Annotated in this window: 20 protein-coding genes and 2 tRNA genes; 3 read left to right on the top strand and 19 right to left on the bottom strand. The window is 67.0% G+C overall.

All coding sequences use genetic code 11. The annotated features are described in order from the left end of the window. Window positions 1-3: 3 nt before the first annotated feature. From ACQPYY_RS34190 to ACQPYY_RS34130, 13 genes are all read right to left on the bottom strand, one after another. On the bottom strand, window positions 4-282 hold the full coding sequence (locus ACQPYY_RS34190) for a hypothetical protein (protein WP_433592297.1): 279 nt from the start codon (window positions 280-282) through the stop codon (window positions 4-6). Beyond that, window positions 279-794 carry a hypothetical protein gene (locus ACQPYY_RS34185; protein ID WP_433592296.1) on the bottom strand — a complete coding sequence of 172 codons (516 nt, stop codon included), beginning with the start codon at window positions 792-794 and terminating at the stop codon, window positions 279-281. The genes ACQPYY_RS34190 and ACQPYY_RS34185 overlap by 4 nt, the downstream gene beginning before the upstream one ends. Beyond that, the gene (locus ACQPYY_RS34180; protein ID WP_433592295.1) at window positions 775-1,716 is read right to left on the bottom strand and encodes a hypothetical protein; all 942 of its coding nucleotides are present in this window, start codon (window positions 1,714-1,716) and stop codon (window positions 775-777) included. Before ACQPYY_RS34180 ends, ACQPYY_RS34185 begins: the two co-directional genes overlap by 20 nt. 75 nt (window positions 1,717-1,791) lie before the next feature. After that, window positions 1,792-2,511, bottom strand: a complete 720-nt coding sequence (locus ACQPYY_RS34175; protein WP_433592294.1) for a hypothetical protein — start codon at window positions 2,509-2,511, stop codon at window positions 1,792-1,794. 100 nt (window positions 2,512-2,611) lie between these two features. Then, complete coding sequence (locus tag ACQPYY_RS34170; protein WP_433592293.1) at window positions 2,612-2,947, bottom strand: hypothetical protein; 336 nt, start codon at window positions 2,945-2,947, stop codon at window positions 2,612-2,614. Then, entirely contained in the window at window positions 2,944-4,086 is a 1,143-nt protein-coding gene (locus ACQPYY_RS34165) for a hypothetical protein (RefSeq protein WP_433592292.1), read from the bottom strand. The genes ACQPYY_RS34170 and ACQPYY_RS34165 overlap by 4 nt, the downstream gene beginning before the upstream one ends. Further along, window positions 4,083-4,895, bottom strand: coding sequence for a PD-(D/E)XK nuclease-like domain-containing protein (locus ACQPYY_RS34160; protein WP_433592291.1), 813 nt, complete (start codon window positions 4,893-4,895; stop codon window positions 4,083-4,085). The genes ACQPYY_RS34165 and ACQPYY_RS34160 overlap by 4 nt, the downstream gene beginning before the upstream one ends. After that, window positions 4,892-5,284 (bottom strand): WhiB family transcriptional regulator, encoded by a 393-nt coding sequence (locus ACQPYY_RS34155; RefSeq protein WP_433592290.1) that lies wholly within the window; start codon window positions 5,282-5,284, stop codon window positions 4,892-4,894. Before ACQPYY_RS34155 ends, ACQPYY_RS34160 begins: the two co-directional genes overlap by 4 nt. A gap of 213 nt (window positions 5,285-5,497) precedes the next feature. Then, on the bottom strand, window positions 5,498-5,797 hold the full coding sequence (locus tag ACQPYY_RS34150) for a hypothetical protein (protein ID WP_433592289.1): 300 nt from the start codon (window positions 5,795-5,797) through the stop codon (window positions 5,498-5,500). Beyond that, window positions 5,794-5,967, bottom strand: a complete 174-nt coding sequence (locus ACQPYY_RS34145) for a hypothetical protein (RefSeq protein WP_433592288.1) — start codon at window positions 5,965-5,967, stop codon at window positions 5,794-5,796. The genes ACQPYY_RS34150 and ACQPYY_RS34145 overlap by 4 nt, the downstream gene beginning before the upstream one ends. Beyond that, window positions 5,964-6,140 carry a hypothetical protein gene (locus ACQPYY_RS34140; protein ID WP_433592287.1) on the bottom strand — a complete coding sequence of 59 codons (177 nt, stop codon included), beginning with the start codon at window positions 6,138-6,140 and terminating at the stop codon, window positions 5,964-5,966. Before ACQPYY_RS34140 ends, ACQPYY_RS34145 begins: the two co-directional genes overlap by 4 nt. Before the next feature lie 135 nt (window positions 6,141-6,275). Next, on the bottom strand, window positions 6,276-6,599 hold the full coding sequence (locus ACQPYY_RS34135; RefSeq protein WP_433592286.1) for a hypothetical protein: 324 nt from the start codon (window positions 6,597-6,599) through the stop codon (window positions 6,276-6,278). Further along, the gene (locus ACQPYY_RS34130; protein WP_433592285.1) at window positions 6,596-6,823 is read right to left on the bottom strand and encodes a helix-turn-helix domain-containing protein; all 228 of its coding nucleotides are present in this window, start codon (window positions 6,821-6,823) and stop codon (window positions 6,596-6,598) included. Before ACQPYY_RS34130 ends, ACQPYY_RS34135 begins: the two co-directional genes overlap by 4 nt. A gap of 118 nt (window positions 6,824-6,941) precedes the next feature. Here ACQPYY_RS34130 and ACQPYY_RS34125 point away from each other — a divergent pair, with 118 nt between their 5' ends. The 3 genes from ACQPYY_RS34125 to ACQPYY_RS34115 all read left to right on the top strand — a co-directional run bounded on the left by ACQPYY_RS34125 (window position 6,942) and on the right by ACQPYY_RS34115 (window position 8,743). Next, window positions 6,942-7,220 (top strand): helix-turn-helix domain-containing protein, encoded by a 279-nt coding sequence (locus ACQPYY_RS34125; protein WP_433592284.1) that lies wholly within the window; start codon window positions 6,942-6,944, stop codon window positions 7,218-7,220. Window positions 7,221-7,631: 411 nt separating this feature from the next. Further along, the gene (locus tag ACQPYY_RS34120; RefSeq protein ID WP_433592283.1) at window positions 7,632-7,922 is read left to right on the top strand and encodes a helix-turn-helix domain-containing protein; all 291 of its coding nucleotides are present in this window, start codon (window positions 7,632-7,634) and stop codon (window positions 7,920-7,922) included. A gap of 53 nt (window positions 7,923-7,975) precedes the next feature. Beyond that, window positions 7,976-8,743, top strand: coding sequence for a hypothetical protein (locus ACQPYY_RS34115; RefSeq protein WP_433592282.1), 768 nt, complete (start codon window positions 7,976-7,978; stop codon window positions 8,741-8,743). Here the strand turns inward: ACQPYY_RS34115 and ACQPYY_RS34110 are convergent. The 6 genes from ACQPYY_RS34110 to gyrA form a co-directional block, all read right to left on the bottom strand. Then, window positions 8,740-9,375, bottom strand: a complete 636-nt coding sequence (locus ACQPYY_RS34110) for a hypothetical protein (protein WP_433592281.1) — start codon at window positions 9,373-9,375, stop codon at window positions 8,740-8,742. The two genes, ACQPYY_RS34115 and ACQPYY_RS34110, sit on opposite strands and share 4 nt — an antisense overlap. Window positions 9,376-9,431: 56 nt before the next feature. Continuing rightward, entirely contained in the window at window positions 9,432-10,781 is a 1,350-nt protein-coding gene (locus ACQPYY_RS34105) for a tyrosine-type recombinase/integrase (protein WP_433592280.1), read from the bottom strand. Window positions 10,782-11,066: 285 nt separating this feature from the next. Next, a tRNA-Ala gene (locus ACQPYY_RS34100) sits at window positions 11,067-11,139 on the bottom strand. 30 nt (window positions 11,140-11,169) lie between these two features. Continuing rightward, a tRNA-Ile gene (locus ACQPYY_RS34095) sits at window positions 11,170-11,243 on the bottom strand. 138 nt (window positions 11,244-11,381) lie between these two features. Then, window positions 11,382-12,353: a DUF3566 domain-containing protein gene (locus ACQPYY_RS34090; protein WP_433592279.1), complete on the bottom strand. Its 972-nt coding sequence runs from the start codon at window positions 12,351-12,353 to the stop codon at window positions 11,382-11,384. Window positions 12,354-12,397: 44 nt separating this feature from the next. Further along, window positions 12,398-14,911 carry a DNA gyrase subunit A gene (gene gyrA / locus ACQPYY_RS34085; protein WP_433592278.1) on the bottom strand — a complete coding sequence of 838 codons (2,514 nt, stop codon included), beginning with the start codon at window positions 14,909-14,911 and terminating at the stop codon, window positions 12,398-12,400. Window positions 14,912-14,930 lie beyond the last annotated feature (19 nt).

Here is a 14,930-nt window from a genome sequence, read left to right as displayed (position 1 = left end):
GGGTTACTCGCTTCCGTAAACGCGAACTTCGGTGGTGTCGGGTGGGATGTCGCCGGTCAGACGGCGCAGTACGTGAGCGCGGAGTTCCTCCAGGGCGAGCGGGTCGTCATTGATCGGGGCGAGGATCGCGGCGGCGGCGAGGTCGGCCTCGTCGCCGGACATGGTTCGTGCGAATCGGGCTATGACGGTCGCCGCGCCGGTGTGCATGCCGTCCAGGAACACGAGCAGCAGCGTTTCGAGGTCGACCTCGTAGCGCTCGGCGGCGGGCCCGTCGCCGCTCATGGCTGCCCTACCGGGGCGGTGCGGCCGGTCATGCGGGCGAGGCACGGAATTCGCTGTGTGCGGCCGAGTACCGAGAGGCACGGGTCGCCCACGGCCGCATGACAGTTCGGGCATTTGCGGTCGACCGCGCCCTCGGTCTCGTAGGCGGCGCGGATCGGTTTGCCTTCGGCGGTGATGGGCAGGCCCGCGTATTGGCTACGTCCGGCCGGGAGCGCGGCGGCGGCCTCACGGGCTTGCGTGGCCTTGTCGCGCTCGGCGCGCTGGCGCCGAACCTCGCGGGCGTGGTGCAGCAGGTCGCCGATTTGCATTGTGCGGCCGGTGGTCTCGGCCTCGTAGTAGCGAATGACACCCTCGAGCAGGTCCGGGGCGTCGAGTTGCCACCGCTCGATTGCCTCGGCCCATGCCGCGAGGCGGGCCTTGTCGGGGTCGCCGAGCTTGTCGTCGTAGATCCTCGCCCGCCCCCACGCTGCGGCGGCGGCGCGGACCGCGCTCTCACTGGCTGCGATATCCAAGGGTTTTCACCTCCCTGAGTAGTTCCTCGGCTGCTGCGGCAGCGTCGACCGCGCGCTCGGTGGGTTTGGATCGGCCTCGGCTGCGACCGCGGCTGTTGGCCTTGTGGACGAAATTCGGTATCTGCGTGGGCGACCACGAATCCGAGTCGGTCCATGCGCGCAGGCCCTCGGCGATGGCGGGCGGTGGGATGCCTGCGGCGAGGCACTTGTCGATCTCGACGCCGACCTTCGCGAGTAGGCGTCCCTCGAGTGGAGTTGGCAGGGAATCAGAGAACGCGACCGCGATCGCGTGCGCCGGGCCGCTGCGCGCGGTGGCGTTGAGGCGCTGCACAATCTGCGCGCTTCCCCCGCTCGCTTTCGCGGGCACGAGCGCAAGTGAGGTGCGCGCGTGAGGCGAGGGGGTTTCCTCTGTTCCTCTGTTCCCCTGTTCCTCTGTTCCAGTCAATGGGGTGTCGCGAGGTGCTCGCGAGGGTGTCGCGACAGGTTCGCGAGGGTCTCGCGAATCGGCGGCGGGCCCGGATTCCGTAGCGCCTAGACCTGCGCAAACGCTCTCGTCTACGTCGTCTGCGTATTCGAGCGTCCCATCGGGCCGAGGGTGGCGGCCCTTGTTCGGTCGGTCGACGCGTTGGAGCGATTTCCACTTGCGGACGTAGAGCAGGCGCTCGCCGCCCATGGTGTAGCGGGCGATGATTTGGGCGTCGCAAAGTGCTTGCAACCCTCGCGACACCCTCGCGAGGGTGTCGGGATCACGGGCGAGATCGTGCGGGAACACGTCGGCGCAGATGAGTACAACCGAGTCCTTGCCTACTCCGTTGTCGTCGACGTACGCCTCGATGCCCTTGAGGATCAGGCGCGCGTCCCAGTCCAGCGCCGCAATGGTTTCGGAGCGCCAGAACTCGGGCTTTGTGCTGCGGATACGCATCGGCTGTCCTCCTTTCGTCGGTGTGGAGGTCGCGAGGGGCTCAGCCGCGAGCCCCTCGCGAGATCCTCGAGCGGGCTACTCGCCGCCGGATTCCGTGGTTACGGACGCGATTTCGGGCAGGCGGCGGCCCCACGCCTCGGCCCATTCCCCCGCCCGCTGTACGTCGTCCTCGGTCAGTCGCCGCGGGGACATGACGCCGAGAAATGCCTCGCCGCAACGGATGAGCAGGGCGCGACCTTCGCCGCGGGCCTCGATCGCGACCGACGAACCGTAGGCAGCGGCGGCCACCTTGAACCGTGCGAGCGAGTCGCCGGACACGGTCATGTCGACGAGTAGGGCTTGCTGTCCGGCGTGCGTTCGGTAGATCAGGCCCGGTACGGCGTCGAGCGCGTCTTGCGTGGCGAGCCTCGGCACGCGCAGCGCGCGGCCGTCGATCATGCCGGAACAGTCGGTGAGGGTGACGTGCTGCTCGTCGATCTCGAAACGCACCATGTACTCAGGGGTTTCGCCGAGTTCCTTCCCGCCTGCCTTGAAGATTCCGAGGATCTTCGCCACGTCATCGGGCAGCAGCTCGACGACGAGATCGGTGTCGGCGTCGCTGTCCCATTGGGAGACGATCGCGAGACCGGCGGTGAACCGGTCGGTCGCGGTCACGACGACGTTCTCGGGGCCGAAAACCAGTCGGATGCGGTGGTATTCGGCGAGGTCCTTGTCGGCGGTTGCGTGCACACGAACCGCGCTGAGGGCCTGGCGCAGGTCGGCAGTGCCGACCGTGATCGAGGTGCGAGTGCTCATCACAGTTCCCCCGCCTGCTCGAGAATCTGCACGGCGTAATCGACCGTGGCATCGTCGTAGTGGTCGCGGTTCTTCCACACGTAGCGGGCTTCGTCGGTGGTCATGCGGTACGGCCTTCCGTTCGGACGGGGCCGAGTAGCCCCTTGATCAGTTCGCGGACACGCCCGTAGTCCTCGGCGCTGTCGAGTGCGCCGGACTTGTAGGCGGCGATGAGGTTTCCGGTGTGCTGCTCGACGACCAGCGCGCCGAGGCGGTCGGTGAGATCGAGCAGCGCCCGCGATTGCGAGGCGCTGAAGAACACGAGGGCGGTTTGCGCGGCGTGCGCGCGATCGGCGTACGTGTCGTGGACGCGCAGCGAATCGACGAGGTACTCGTAACCGACTTCCCAGAGGCCCGCGGCCGAGCGCTTCTGGTTCTCGCTGGCGGACTGGCTCATGCCTGCTCACCGCCCTCGGTCTCGTCCTGCGGGCCGGGTGCGGACCAGTCGAGCGCGTAGTCGCTCTGTGCCGCTTCGGTGGCCTCGGCGTCGACCTGGTGCTCGGCGGGCAGCGCGCGGGCGTCGGTGGCCTCGGCGACCGAGTCCGGCTCGATCGGTGCCTCGAGGTACTCGATCAACTCCTCGGCCTCGGTCGCCGTGAGTTGCGCCGCGCTGGTGATCTTGCGGCCGAACTGCTGCGAGAGATAGGCGCGCTTCTCCGCCCGCGGCATCTCGCCGGAATCCGCGGTTGCGTCGAGCAGGTCGCTAAGGCGCTTCTGCTGCGCCCGAGTGCTCATCGCAGGTTCCGGCGAATCCGCCTCGGCCGCGGCGCTGGTCGAGTCCGGGACCTGCGCAGTGTCCGGTTTTCCACCCGATTCCGAGGCGGTCCCCGCCGGCGGTTGGCCGAGCGAGTCCAGGACCGACGAGGCGGACGGGGCGGCCCCACCCGAGGGCAGCAGGTCGACACGGTCGGAATGCACACGCACGGGCTCGGATTCGAGATCCTCGACGCTGTAGGCGATACCGAGCAGCACGTCGGGGGCAAGCTTGCGGCACACCTCGGCGGCGGCCTTCGCGAACAGCATCGCTTGCGGGTCGGTGAGGTACTTCTCGTTCCCGATGAGCTTGCCGCTGGCGTTGGTCTTGTACTTGCCGGTGCGGCCGTCGATCGTGGGTACGTAGCCCGCGCGGCTCGCGCGCTCGATCGTCCAAGTGCTCTGTTCCTCTTCGCCGTTCGGCGCGCGTCCGGCGACGGTCACCGAGTCGTCGCTCGTCTCGACGGTGCCGATCCGGTAGCCCTTGGACTTGAGCAGGCCCACCATGGTTCGCGCATAGATGGCAGGCGTTCCGTGCACCGTGAACACCTGCTGTAGCGACTGAATCGGGTTGAGTCCCAGCTCGGCCCCGTAAAGGATGGCGACCGCGCCATCGTGCGGCTTGCCCCGGTACCGGTCGGGCACGAGCGCAGTCCGGCACAACTTCTCAGCGAAGCTGAAAGCGATCTCGATCGCGTCCGCGTACCGCATGAGGTTGTCGATCGGGTCGACCACGGCGACGGCCCGTGTCGGCGTATCGAGCTGTGCGAGTTCGGTGCTCACTGAATTTCCTCCTTGTACGCCCACGCGGGCACGTCGATTTGATGGATGTCGGGGCCGTAGCCCGGCCACTCGCCGGACTCGGTGCAGCGCTTGTAGATGGCGAGGGCCTCGCGGTTGCGGCGGCGGCCGAGGTCGACCGCGGCCGGGACGAGTTCAACCGCGGCGGTGAGGTACGGCGCGACCTTGGAGACGACCAAGAACACGAATGCGGCATCGATGCCATGCGCGGCGAGACCGTCGACGTACCAGGCGTGTTGCGCGTGGTAGCCGTATTTCACGACCGACCGCGCGAACTCGGTCGGGTCGGCGCTATTGCTGGTCTTGAGGTCCAGGGCGAGCGCGGGGCCGCGGTCGCCGTGCGGCCGGTACAGCGCGTCGGGCCGGACCCGGCACTCGACGCCGGTCTCGCTGTCGTGCCACCAACCGGAGAGTTCGGGCTCGCCGTGCTGGAGAGCGACGCCGAGCCGAGGGTGCGCCCGGGCGGCCTTCGCCATTGCTTGCGCGACCGCGAACTCTTTCGGCCGCATGGGAATACCGCCCTCGGCGCGAATCTGCGCGATCTCGTCCTTGATGGCGTTGGTGTTCCACTTGTCGTGTCCGGTGTCGACGGCGGGCGCGCCGGTGAGCAAGGTGAGCGAGTGAACCGCGCTGCCGAATTCCATGTCATCGGTCGGCGCGAGCGGGTGCTCGCGCTCCCAATGCCATTGCGCGGGAGCGACTTGCAGCAGGCGCCGCGCACCGCTCGACGAGAGCGCCGGGCTCGCGTGATATTCCGTGTCCGGGATTCCGGCGACGAGTTGATTGCTCACGCGGCGTCCCGATGTCCGGCGGCACGGTGCAAGCGGGCTTGTTTGGCGGCCCACTTCTTGCCGTAGGTCAGTCCGTCGCCGAGGTCGACGGCGGCACGGACGCCGTACCGGTCGCCGTTGGCGAGGGCGTCTTCGGCGCATTCCATACGCACCGGGCAGTGCACGCAGATCCGCTGCACGAACAGCACCGCGGCGCGACGTTCCTTGTCGTCGTAGCGGCCGGGCGGAAAGAACGCCTCGAGCGGCAGACCCTTGCAGGCGGCATAGTGCCACCACCTGTCGCCGGACATCACGGCCACCGCGTATCGGGTGTAGTAGGTGTAGCGGGTGTAGCAGGAATCCGGGGGGTCGTCGTGTGCTGCGCGGCCCACGAGTCCGGGCTCGTCCACTCGTCGTACAGGAACCGACCGCGGTCGACCTCGACGACGGCCGTCATAGGCTGCGTTTCGTCGCCCTCGTTGCGGATACGGGAAAGGATCGCGCGGACCAGGGCGCGGGCGCTGCCCGCCTGGTGGCGTCGGTCGCGATTGTGTTTTCCCATTAGGATCACTCCTCGATCTCTGAATGCGCCCCGCGAGCTCCACCTCGTAGGGCGCGGCATTTCAGGGGTTGGAAGGGTCGCCCGTCGCCTCGGCGGCGGGCGGCTTGAACAGGACGAGCGCGGTGTCGACGACCGCGCGGGCGATGCTCGCGATTGCGTTGCGAGACAGCACATGACCGGCGAGCGCCGCGGTCGTATCGACGGTGTCGCAGACGAGGCCCATGTCTTCGTCACTGAGTCGGGTCTCGACGACCGGCACACGCGGCGCGGGTTCCGCGAACGGGTGCAGTTCGCCGCGCGGCATCGGCGCACGCTGGCACGCGTCGAACCACAATTCGCGGCCGTGGTTGGTGAGCCTCATCGCTGATCACCTGCCCGGACGACGGCCCATGCGGCGAACCCGAGTGCGGCCCACACGAGTACGACTGCGCCCCACCCGGTACCGAATGCGGCCCCGACGAACATCGCGGCGAGGATGAGCAGGCCGAGCAGTAACCACCCGTGCAGGGCGACGGTGTCGCGGCGGCTCATGCCGCGCCCGCGATCCGGTGCCGAATCTCGGTGTCGGCGGCGCGGCGCGCATCGGCCCTCGCGCAGATGTCGTTCATCTCGCGGGCGGAGCTGAATCCGAAAGCGCGACTCAGCAATTCCGCTTCGAAATCGCTGACGGGTGTCCCGTTCGCGAATCGGCCATTAGGAGACATGCGGGTCGGTCCTTTCTCTGGTCTGACAGGGGTTGCGTGATCAGCCGGGGCCGGGTGTGACGGGTCACCCGGCGGTCCCCCCGGCCGTCACGCGTTCCTGAGCGCGGCCTTCGGCGAGCGCCGCGCCCGGGAAGATCAGGGGGTAGCGGCGCGCTGGCGCATGAGGCGCGCGGCGCTGCGCGCAGAGAGCCCGGCGTGATTGGGCTCGGGCGTGGTGGGCGACTCGGGGGCGGCGGGGCCTGCCTTGTCGGCGATGTAGTCCTCGGCCTCGCGGCGCATGTACTCGACGACGGCGACCATGTCCGATCGCGTCATGCGCCAGACCTTTCCGGCGCGGACGGCGGGGATTTCGCGGCGAACGATGCGGCGCGTAAGCCAGTCCCGGGACGGCGCGCCGGTGATCTCGCAGACGAGATCGAGTGTGTACGTCTTGATCTCGGGGACAGTGGGGGCGCTCATACGAGCCACTCCCCCGGCAGCAGATCGCGCATCGGCCGATTAATGGCGGCGGCGAGGCTGTACAGCTCGGAGAATTCGAAACCTGCCTTACCCGCGCCGCGCAGCTTGCGTTGCAAGGTCGCGCGCGGGATTCCGGTCTTCTCTGCGGCTTGTCGGACGCTGAGCCCTGCGTCGTCGAGCGCCTCCCCAACCGCTCGAGCTAACTCCTCGTTGATATGTCCCATACGGGACACAATAAGGCCCAAACGGGCCACATGGCAAGCGTTCCGCTATGCCCGTTTGGGACAGAAAGTGGCCCGATGAGCTTGCGCCACGCCCAGGACGGGACAGATACTGTCCCACATGGTTGATGTAGAGCAGGCGAACGTGATCATTGGCGCGAACCTGCGCGCACTGCGTGCCAAAAAGGGCCTGAGCCGAGAGAAACTGACCGAGCTCTCAGGCGTGCCACTAAGGACGCTCCGGAGGATCGAGAGCGGCGAACGCGCCGCGTCGATACCGAATCTCATGGAGCTCTGCAAGGCGCTCGGCACGAATATCGGCGTCTTCCTGGACGCGGCGGAAAAGGAACTAGACGAGCTCGCGCGCGACGAGGCCGGCGAGTCTCGCGGCGACGAGTAGCTCGGACGCGTCGAACGGGATGCGGCCGTCCAGCCTGGCTCGCAGTGCCTTCGGGGACAGCTTCAGCGACTTCTCAACCTCGGTCGGGTCGCAATCCATGAGTGGCCCCCGCAATGCCGCAAGCGCTTTGCTGCGATGAGTCAGAGCCTTAGAACCGTCCGGCGTCGGCCGCGGCCCCGAGCTCCTGAACAACCCGCGACCCATCGGGCGCAAATCCTCGTCGGCCGAATCGTCGTCTGAGCCCTCGTATTTCACTTTTCCTCCACCCGGTTACCGCGCGGCTGCTCCGTCCCCGACGTGTGGAGTCGCCGACCTCATCCGTGATGCCCCTCACCACCAGGCCAACACACCGCAAACCTTACGGCCCGTTTCAGGGACCTGCAAGGGCGACACATGGGTTAGCCTCATTCCATGGATCACGGCAGGGTAAACAGGGCAATCGGACATGCTCTGCGCATCCGACGAAAGCAATCAGGGCTCACCATGTCCCAAATTTGGGACTCTCTCGGTTGGGGTGTGAACACCTACAAGCGGACCGAGCAGGGCACGCGTGAGATCTCTGTAGCGGAAGTGCTCGAGGTCGCCGAGCTACTCGGCATCGATAGCGAGGAAATGCTCGTTGACATTGCGCGCCGCCTGAAAACCGGTGACTACCCGCAACCTTCGCCGGGCAGGCAGCTGCGCAGACAGCTCGGTATGTGATGCATCAACCGGTTTCAGCCCGGTTGTCGGCGGGTACTCGTACCATCCGTTTCATGCTCGTCGGTCTGGTTCCTCTGGTCGCGGTCGTGCTGGGCCGCGTGATTTCTGTTCGTGGTCGCCGTGTCCCGCTGCTCACTCTTGGACTCGCAGCAATCGCGGTGGCGTTCGTCGTTCGCCTCAGCGTCGTCGACAAGGCAATCGATCCGCATATCGCTACAGCCGCCAACCTCACCGATCTCTGGCATGTGCTGCTCGCCGGGGCGGCATGGTGGGCGCTGGGCGCGCTGAGTCTGCCGGTGATCGTCGAACACCCACGAGTCCGAGACCGACTCGAGCACCTGCTCGACGCTCATCGGCGGGTGCGCCTCGCCGGGCGGACGTACGAGGATGCCGCGGTGCACCTGTGGACGGCCGCCAATCTCGTTGCGACCCTTGCCGCGTGGTCGTTCTGGTTCCTCGGCGATGTATCTCGCGTTGAGGTCGACGACATGATGCACCTGCACGACACCGGCACAGTGGCCCTCACCTGGCTCTATCTGGCGTGGGCGTTCACCGGCGGTCTGATCGTCACCACCGCGGCCCTGATCAGCCTCCCCGACCCCGAAGCGCCACGCCTCGTTACTGGCGTCATGCTCGGCATCGGGATATGCGGCATCGGGATTTCGATCACCGGAGCCGCATTCCTCATCGTGGACAGCGCCGCCCTCGAGTCGAATTTCCCGCTGATCATGGCCGTGTGGGGAATTCCCGGGTTGCTGCTGCTGGCGATGTTCGGATTCCTCACCGCAGCACAGCGCAGCGACGACGCCGACGTGGACTAGACCGCCGAGACGCGGCGGCGCGGCCGGTCCGCGGCGAGCGTCTTCGCCGTAGTGGCCCTCTCGATTTCGGCGTCGGCGACCGCGGCCACCCGGGCAATCTGCTGATCGAATTCCGCGCGCATCCGCGAGACCGTGTCCGCGGCCTCGACGCGCACCGAGACGAGCTGCGCGCGGGTCTCGGTGGCGTCGTGGTCGGCAATCTCGCGCAGCGCGAGCGCGGCGTCGCGGTCGGCTTCGGCCTGGCGCACACGAGCAAGCGCCAGCGTTTCGACCCGATCGAGGTCGGCGAGGTGCTGCTCGCTGTCGGCGAGGTCGGCGACGAGCTGCTCGGCGTCGGCCAGCTCGGCGACGAGTTGCCCCTTGAGCCGCTCGATCCGGGCGACGGCGTCGACGAGCGACGAAACCCGCTCGGCCACCGTGGCGGGCGGTTGCTCGGCCGCGGCGCGGGCCTTCGCGCGGCGCTGCTCGATCCGGTGCCGGTTCACCGCATTGTGTGTCGGGTCGCTGCAATAGATTCGCGGACGGCCCGGCCCGGGGCGCGGCGGCACCGGTTCGCCGCACACCGCGGCACCGATAGGGAATTGGCAAACATGATCTGTACCAGCGGACATTTTGATTTCGTTTCCTGTCACGGCAGGCGATGAAATGGAAAACCCCCGGGCCGCATTGCGGTCCGGGGGTTCGGTGGTCAGGCGGCGAGCGGTTCGCCCGCCTCGTAGTAGGCGACGTGGTCGACGGCGGCCTCGTAGGTGGCGAACACCTGCGAGCGCACCTCGCCCTCGGCCGAGAGCCAGACCGCCTCGAATACGTTGGTGTCGACCTGGTCGATTTCGCCGAGGTCCCCGGCGCGAACCTGTCGGCGACGGCGTACGAGGTCGAGCTCGATCACGTTGCGGCGCAGCGTGGGCAGGCGTCCGGCGACCTGCTCGGCCGCGGCCAGCGAGGCGCGGGCGTCGATGTGCCCGTATGCCTTGTCGGTGGTGCTGGTCGACTCGTGCCCGGCGTCGCGGGATACGACCCAGATCGGTACGCCGTCCTGCAACCGCCACGAAATGCCGGTGTGGCGCGTGATGTACGGGACGAGCCACTTCTCGAGCATGCGCTCGACGGTGCCGCGGCCGAACCGCGCGAGCAGCTGCTCGGCGGACTCACCTTGCCAGTGCGCGATACGGCCAAACAGGTTGTGCCCGGCGTCGTCGTGCCCGGGCTCGGCCACGTTCGCCAGCGCCTCGAGGCGGCGCAACGCGGGCAGCCAGATTTGCTCGTAGAACCCGACGACGGTGAATGCGGTTCCGGCGCCGGTCGGAAACAGCAACTCATCGCGCGGCCGATCGAGATCGAGACGTGCGATCGTTTCGAGCGGCACGTACGCGATGCGCACGCCCCGTGAGGATTTCGGCGGCCCGAGCTTGCGCTTCCCCCCGGCATACTTCCACGCCTTCGTAATCGACACCGCGCCCGTCTCAGGGTCGATATCGCCCACGGTGAGCGCGAACACCTCGCCCGGGCGGCACATGCTCATCACCAGGAATTCCAGCATCGGCCGGTACTTCGGCCAGAGCACCGCCTCGAGCAGCTCGTATTCGACCGGGGTCAGGTAGTCGCGCTTGCGACCCTGCACGCGCGGCAGCCGCGTGTACGCGCACGGGTTGGACGGCACCAGCGGCTCAGGCTTGCGGCGCGCGGCGGCGGCCATACCGGCGGAGACGAAACCATGCTTATTCACCACGGTTTTCGGGGCGTTGCCGCGCTCGTTCGAGAGCCAGTCGACCCACGCCGCGTCGAGCTGCTCGGTATACGCGTCGATCGGGAGTGCGCCCATGAACGGGTCAATGTCGTTCTCGCAGAACCGGAGATACCGCTTGCGGGTCTCCTCCTCGATTCCGGTCAACCCGTTGGCGTACTCACGCAGGTACTCGCCGATCGTGATTGTCTGCGTAGCCGCGAGGGTGGCCTCGAGGATCTCGAGGGCGCGCTCGACGCCGAATGCGTCGATGTGCTTGGCGAATCGCTCAGCGGATTTCCAGTCGTCGAACACCTTCGAGGACTGTTTGCGCGCACCAGCGATGGTGATGCGGTAGCGGACCTGGTAGCCGATCGTGTTGTCAGACCGCCGGCGGGGGCGCGGGGTCGTCGGCTTCTTCGCGGGACGGGTGAGCGTGGCGGAACGTGCACGGGGCATGGCGAACCTTTGCGGGTCGTCGCCGAAATCCCGTCAGATTCCAGATGGACCGATCCCCAGATTATCCACCTTGTGGACACAGGGTGTGGACAGGAACAGACCGGGGAGTGAAAAACACCCCCGGAACTGCACTGATAAGAGTGGAGCCTAGGGGAATCGAACCCCTAACCCCTGCCTTGCAAAGGCAGTGCTCTGCCAATTGAGCTAAGGCCCCTGGGAAGGCAGTTCGTTCTTTACCTGTGGGTGGGCCTAGGAGGACTTGAACCTCCGACCTCTTCGTTATCAGCGAAGCGCTCTAACCGCCTGAGCTATAGGCCCTTAGTGGGTGTTCGAAGTGTGTGACTCGAACGAGGCAGAAGATTACCGTACGTCGGCGCCGATAACCAAAACGGCCGGTCAGCGGCTTGCGGAAGCAAGGCTGACCGGCCGTCGCGGGCGGATCGAAACAGCGGTTTCCTAGTCCGGATCGGACAGGGTGACCTGGATGCCGCCGACCAGATCGGTGCACTGGTTGTAGACGAACACCCCGACCGTGGACAGCGCGGTCAGCAGCACCACATTGATCAGGCCGATCACCCCGGCGTAGCCGAAGACCGTGCCCGCGTCGATGAGCGCCGAGCTGGAGTTGTCCGAGACCATGTCGGTGAAGGTGGAGTTCAGGCGCTCCCAGACGCCCATACCCTCCAGCACCAGGTACAGCAGGCCGACCGCCAGCATCCACACGAAGAACATGGCCACGCTGATCACCAGCGAGATCTTCAGCGTGGACCACGGGTCGATGTGGCGCAGCTGCACGGTGGCGCGCAGCGGCTCACCGGTGGCCGCGGCCTGCGCCACCGCCGCGGGGGCGGACGGCGACACCGGACCGGCCGGCGCGATCGGGTCCGGCGGCGGCAGCGGGTGCCGCAGCTCGGACAGATCCGGCAGATCCTTGACCAGTTCCGGGCGGGCGATGCTGCGGGTCGGTCCGTCGATGCCGACGGACTTCACCATGGCCGCCTCCTTGCGCGCCGCCTTGGCCGCCAGGTCGGCGGTGGTGCGGGCATTGGAGACACCGGCGTTCAGGCCGCCGCCCTGCAGGCCGCCACCGCCGAGGCTCGGGTTGGTCCCCGGCCGGCCCGCCGCCGGGGACTGGCCCGGACGGTACAGGTTGGACTGCGGCTCCCGCTGCGGCAGCTGCGACCAGCCCTCCTGGAAGGGCGAACCACCCTGCCCGTCCGCCGCCTCGGGAGCGGCGGGCGCCGCTGCGGCCGCGGGGGCCTCGGTGGCCGAATCACCGGACTTATCCGGCAATTCGGAATTCTGCGGCGTTCCACCGTCCTGCGCACCCGGCCGCGGAATAGGACGCGGCGGAATCGGGGACGGGGCGATTCTCTCGGTCACGCCGTTGGCGTGACCTCGCTGGTCATTCGGCTGATTCGTGGTCAATGGTGAATCCTTCGATCCGTTGTGCCGCCGCTGCTGTGGAGAAACTACTGCTTCGCCGAACCGCTGGTGTCGTCTTCGGCAACCTGGTCAGGCTCATCCGCGTTCCTAGCGATCGCGAGCAAAGTATCGCCCTCACCCAGGTTCATCAACCGGACGCCCTTGGTTTGACGACCCGCTTTACGAACCTGGTGCGCCAGTGTGCGAATGACACCGCCGCCCGAGGTGATCGCGTACAGCTCGTCGTCGTCATTGACAATGAGCGCACCGACCAGACTGCCACGCTTCTCGTCGTACTGAATCGTCAGCACACCCTTGCCGCCACGACCCTGCGCGGTGTACTCGTCGATGGCCGTGCGCTTGGAGTACCCGCCCGCCGTCGCGACAAGCAGATAGATGCCCTCCGCGTCGCGAACCACGTTGAGCGACAACAGTTCGTCGTCGGCGTTGAAGCGCATGCCCTGCACGCCGGAGGTCGCGCGGCCCATCGGGCGCAGCACCTCGTCATTGGCGTTGAAGCGGATCGACTGGCCGTGCGCGGAGACGAGCAGCAGGTCGTCGTCGGCCGAACACAGTGCGGCACCGACCAATTCGTCCTCGTCGCGCAGATTGACCGCCACGATGCCGCCGGTCCGGTTCGAGTCGAAGTCGGTCAGCTTGGACTTCTTGACCAGGCCCTTGCGGGTGGCCAGCACCAGATACGGCGCGTCCTCGTACGACTTCAGCTGGATGACCTGGGCGATCTTCTCGTCCGGCTGGAAGGCCAGCAGGTTCGCCACGTGCTGGCCGCGCGCGGTGCGGTTGGCCTCGGGCAGCTCGTACGCCTTGGCCCGGTACACCCGGCCCTTGTTGGTGAAGAACAGCAGCCAGTCGTGGGTCGAGGTGACGAAGAAGTGCTTGACGATGTCGTCCTGCTTGAGACCCGCGCCCTGCACGCCCTTGCCGCCGCGCTTCTGCGAGCGGTAGAGGTCGGTCTTGGTGCGTTTGGCGTAGCCGGTCTCGGTGATCGTCACGACCACGTCCTCGCGGGCGATCAGGTCCTCGTCCTGCACGTCGCCGTCAGCCGCGATGATCTTGGTGCGGCGGTCGTCGCCGTACTTGTCGACGATCTCCGCCAATTCGTCACGGACGATGGCGCGCTGCCGCTCCGGCTTGGCCAGAATGTCGTTCAAATCGGCGATCTCGGCCTCGATCTTGGCCAACTCGTCGAGGATCTTCTGCCGCTCCAGAGCCGACAGGCGACGCAGCTGCATGTCGAGGATGGCGGTCGCCTGGATCTCGTCGATCTCCAGCAACTGCATCAGGCCGGTGCGCGCGGTCTCGGTGTCCGCCGAGCGGCGGATCAAGGCGATGACCTTGTCCAGCTGATCCAGCGCCTTCACCAGACCGCGCAGGATGTGAGCCCGCTCCTCCGCCTTGCGCAGCAGGTAGCGGGTGCGCCGGACGATGACTTCCAACTGGTGGTTCACGTACAGCCGGATCATCTGATCCAGGCGCAGCGTGCGCGGCACCTTGTCGACGATCGACAGCATGTTGCAGCCGAAGGAGGTCTGCAACTGGGTGTGCTTGTAGAGGTTGTTCAGCACCACCTTGGCGATGGCGTCGCGCTTCACGGTCACCACGATGCGCATACCGACACGGTCGGAGGACTCGTCGTGGATGTCGGAGACACCCGCGATCTTGCCGTCCTTCACCTGCTCCGCGATGGCATTGATGAAGTTGTCGGTATTGACCTGGTACGGCAGCTCGGTGATGACGATCGTGGTGCGACCGCGGCTGTCCTCCTCGATCTCCACGACACCGCGCATCCGGACCGAACCGCGGCCGGTGGTGTAGGCGTCGTGGATGCCCTGGGTGCCCACGATCAGGCCCGCGGTCGGGAAGTCCGGACCCTTCACCCGCTCGATGCACGCGGCGAGAGTGGCCTCCTCGTCCGCGTCGTGATTGTCCAGCGCCCAGTAGATGGCGTCGGCCAGCTCGGTCAGGTTGTGCGGCGGGATATTCGTCGCCATACCGACGGCAATGCCGTTGGAACCGTTCATGAGCAGGGCGGGCACCCGGCTCGGCAGGACGGTCGGCTCCTGCGTCTTACCGTCGTAGTTCGGGACGAAATCGACCGTCTCGTGGTCGATCTCGCGCAGCATCTCCATCGCCAGCGGCGTCAGGCGGCACTCCGTGTAACGCATGGCGGCCGCACCGTCATTACCGCGCGAACCGAAGTTGCCCTGGCCGTCGACCAGCGGATACCGCAGCGCCCACGGCTGCGCCATACGCACCAGGGTGTCGTAGATGGCGGTGTCACCGTGCGGGTGATAGTTACCCATGGTGTCGGCGACCGGGCGGGCGGACTTCACGTAACCGCGGTCGGGCCGATACCCGTTGTCGTACATCGCGTACAGGATGCGCCGGTGCACCGGCTTCATGCCGTCGCGCACCTCCGGCAGCGCGCGGCCGACGATCACGCTCATGGCGTAATCGATGTAGGAGTTCTGCATCTCCTGCTGGATGTCGACCGGCTCGATGCGGTCGCCACCCGAGGGCGGAAGCGAAGTCTCAGTCATGAATTGGTCTCCGTCAGAA

It is taken from the genome of Nocardia sp. CA-145437, assembly GCF_050956485.1.
GTDB lineage: Bacteria > Actinomycetota > Actinomycetes > Mycobacteriales > Mycobacteriaceae > Nocardia.
The sequence above is the reverse complement of the archived record's forward strand: the minus strand, read 5'-3'. Positions and strand labels throughout refer to the sequence as shown.

Coding starts and splice junctions, on each gene's coding strand:
- ACQPYY_RS34140 (WP_433592287.1), bottom strand. CDS start 6,140: ATGTCTCCTAATGGCCGATTCGCGAACGGGACACCCGTCAGCGATTTC.
- ACQPYY_RS34150 (WP_433592289.1), bottom strand. CDS start 5,797: ATGAGGCTCACCAACCACGGCCGCGAATTGTGGTTCGACGCGTGCCAG.
- ACQPYY_RS34170 (WP_433592293.1), bottom strand. CDS start 2,947: ATGAGCCAGTCCGCCAGCGAGAACCAGAAGCGCTCGGCCGCGGGCCTC.
- ACQPYY_RS34115 (WP_433592282.1), top strand. CDS start 7,976: ATGCTCGTCGGTCTGGTTCCTCTGGTCGCGGTCGTGCTGGGCCGCGTG.
- ACQPYY_RS34130 (WP_433592285.1), bottom strand. CDS start 6,823: ATGGGACATATCAACGAGGAGTTAGCTCGAGCGGTTGGGGAGGCGCTC.
- ACQPYY_RS34120 (WP_433592283.1), top strand. CDS start 7,632: ATGGATCACGGCAGGGTAAACAGGGCAATCGGACATGCTCTGCGCATC.
- ACQPYY_RS34125 (WP_433592284.1), top strand. CDS start 6,942: ATGGTTGATGTAGAGCAGGCGAACGTGATCATTGGCGCGAACCTGCGC.
- ACQPYY_RS34135 (WP_433592286.1), bottom strand. CDS start 6,599: ATGAGCGCCCCCACTGTCCCCGAGATCAAGACGTACACACTCGATCTC.
- ACQPYY_RS34190 (WP_433592297.1), bottom strand. CDS start 282: ATGAGCGGCGACGGGCCCGCCGCCGAGCGCTACGAGGTCGACCTCGAA.
- ACQPYY_RS34145 (WP_433592288.1), bottom strand. CDS start 5,967: ATGAGCCGCCGCGACACCGTCGCCCTGCACGGGTGGTTACTGCTCGGC.
- ACQPYY_RS34180 (WP_433592295.1), bottom strand. CDS start 1,716: ATGCGTATCCGCAGCACAAAGCCCGAGTTCTGGCGCTCCGAAACCATT.
- gyrA (WP_433592278.1), bottom strand. CDS start 14,911: ATGACTGAGACTTCGCTTCCGCCCTCGGGTGGCGACCGCATCGAGCCG.
- ACQPYY_RS34175 (WP_433592294.1), bottom strand. CDS start 2,511: ATGAGCACTCGCACCTCGATCACGGTCGGCACTGCCGACCTGCGCCAG.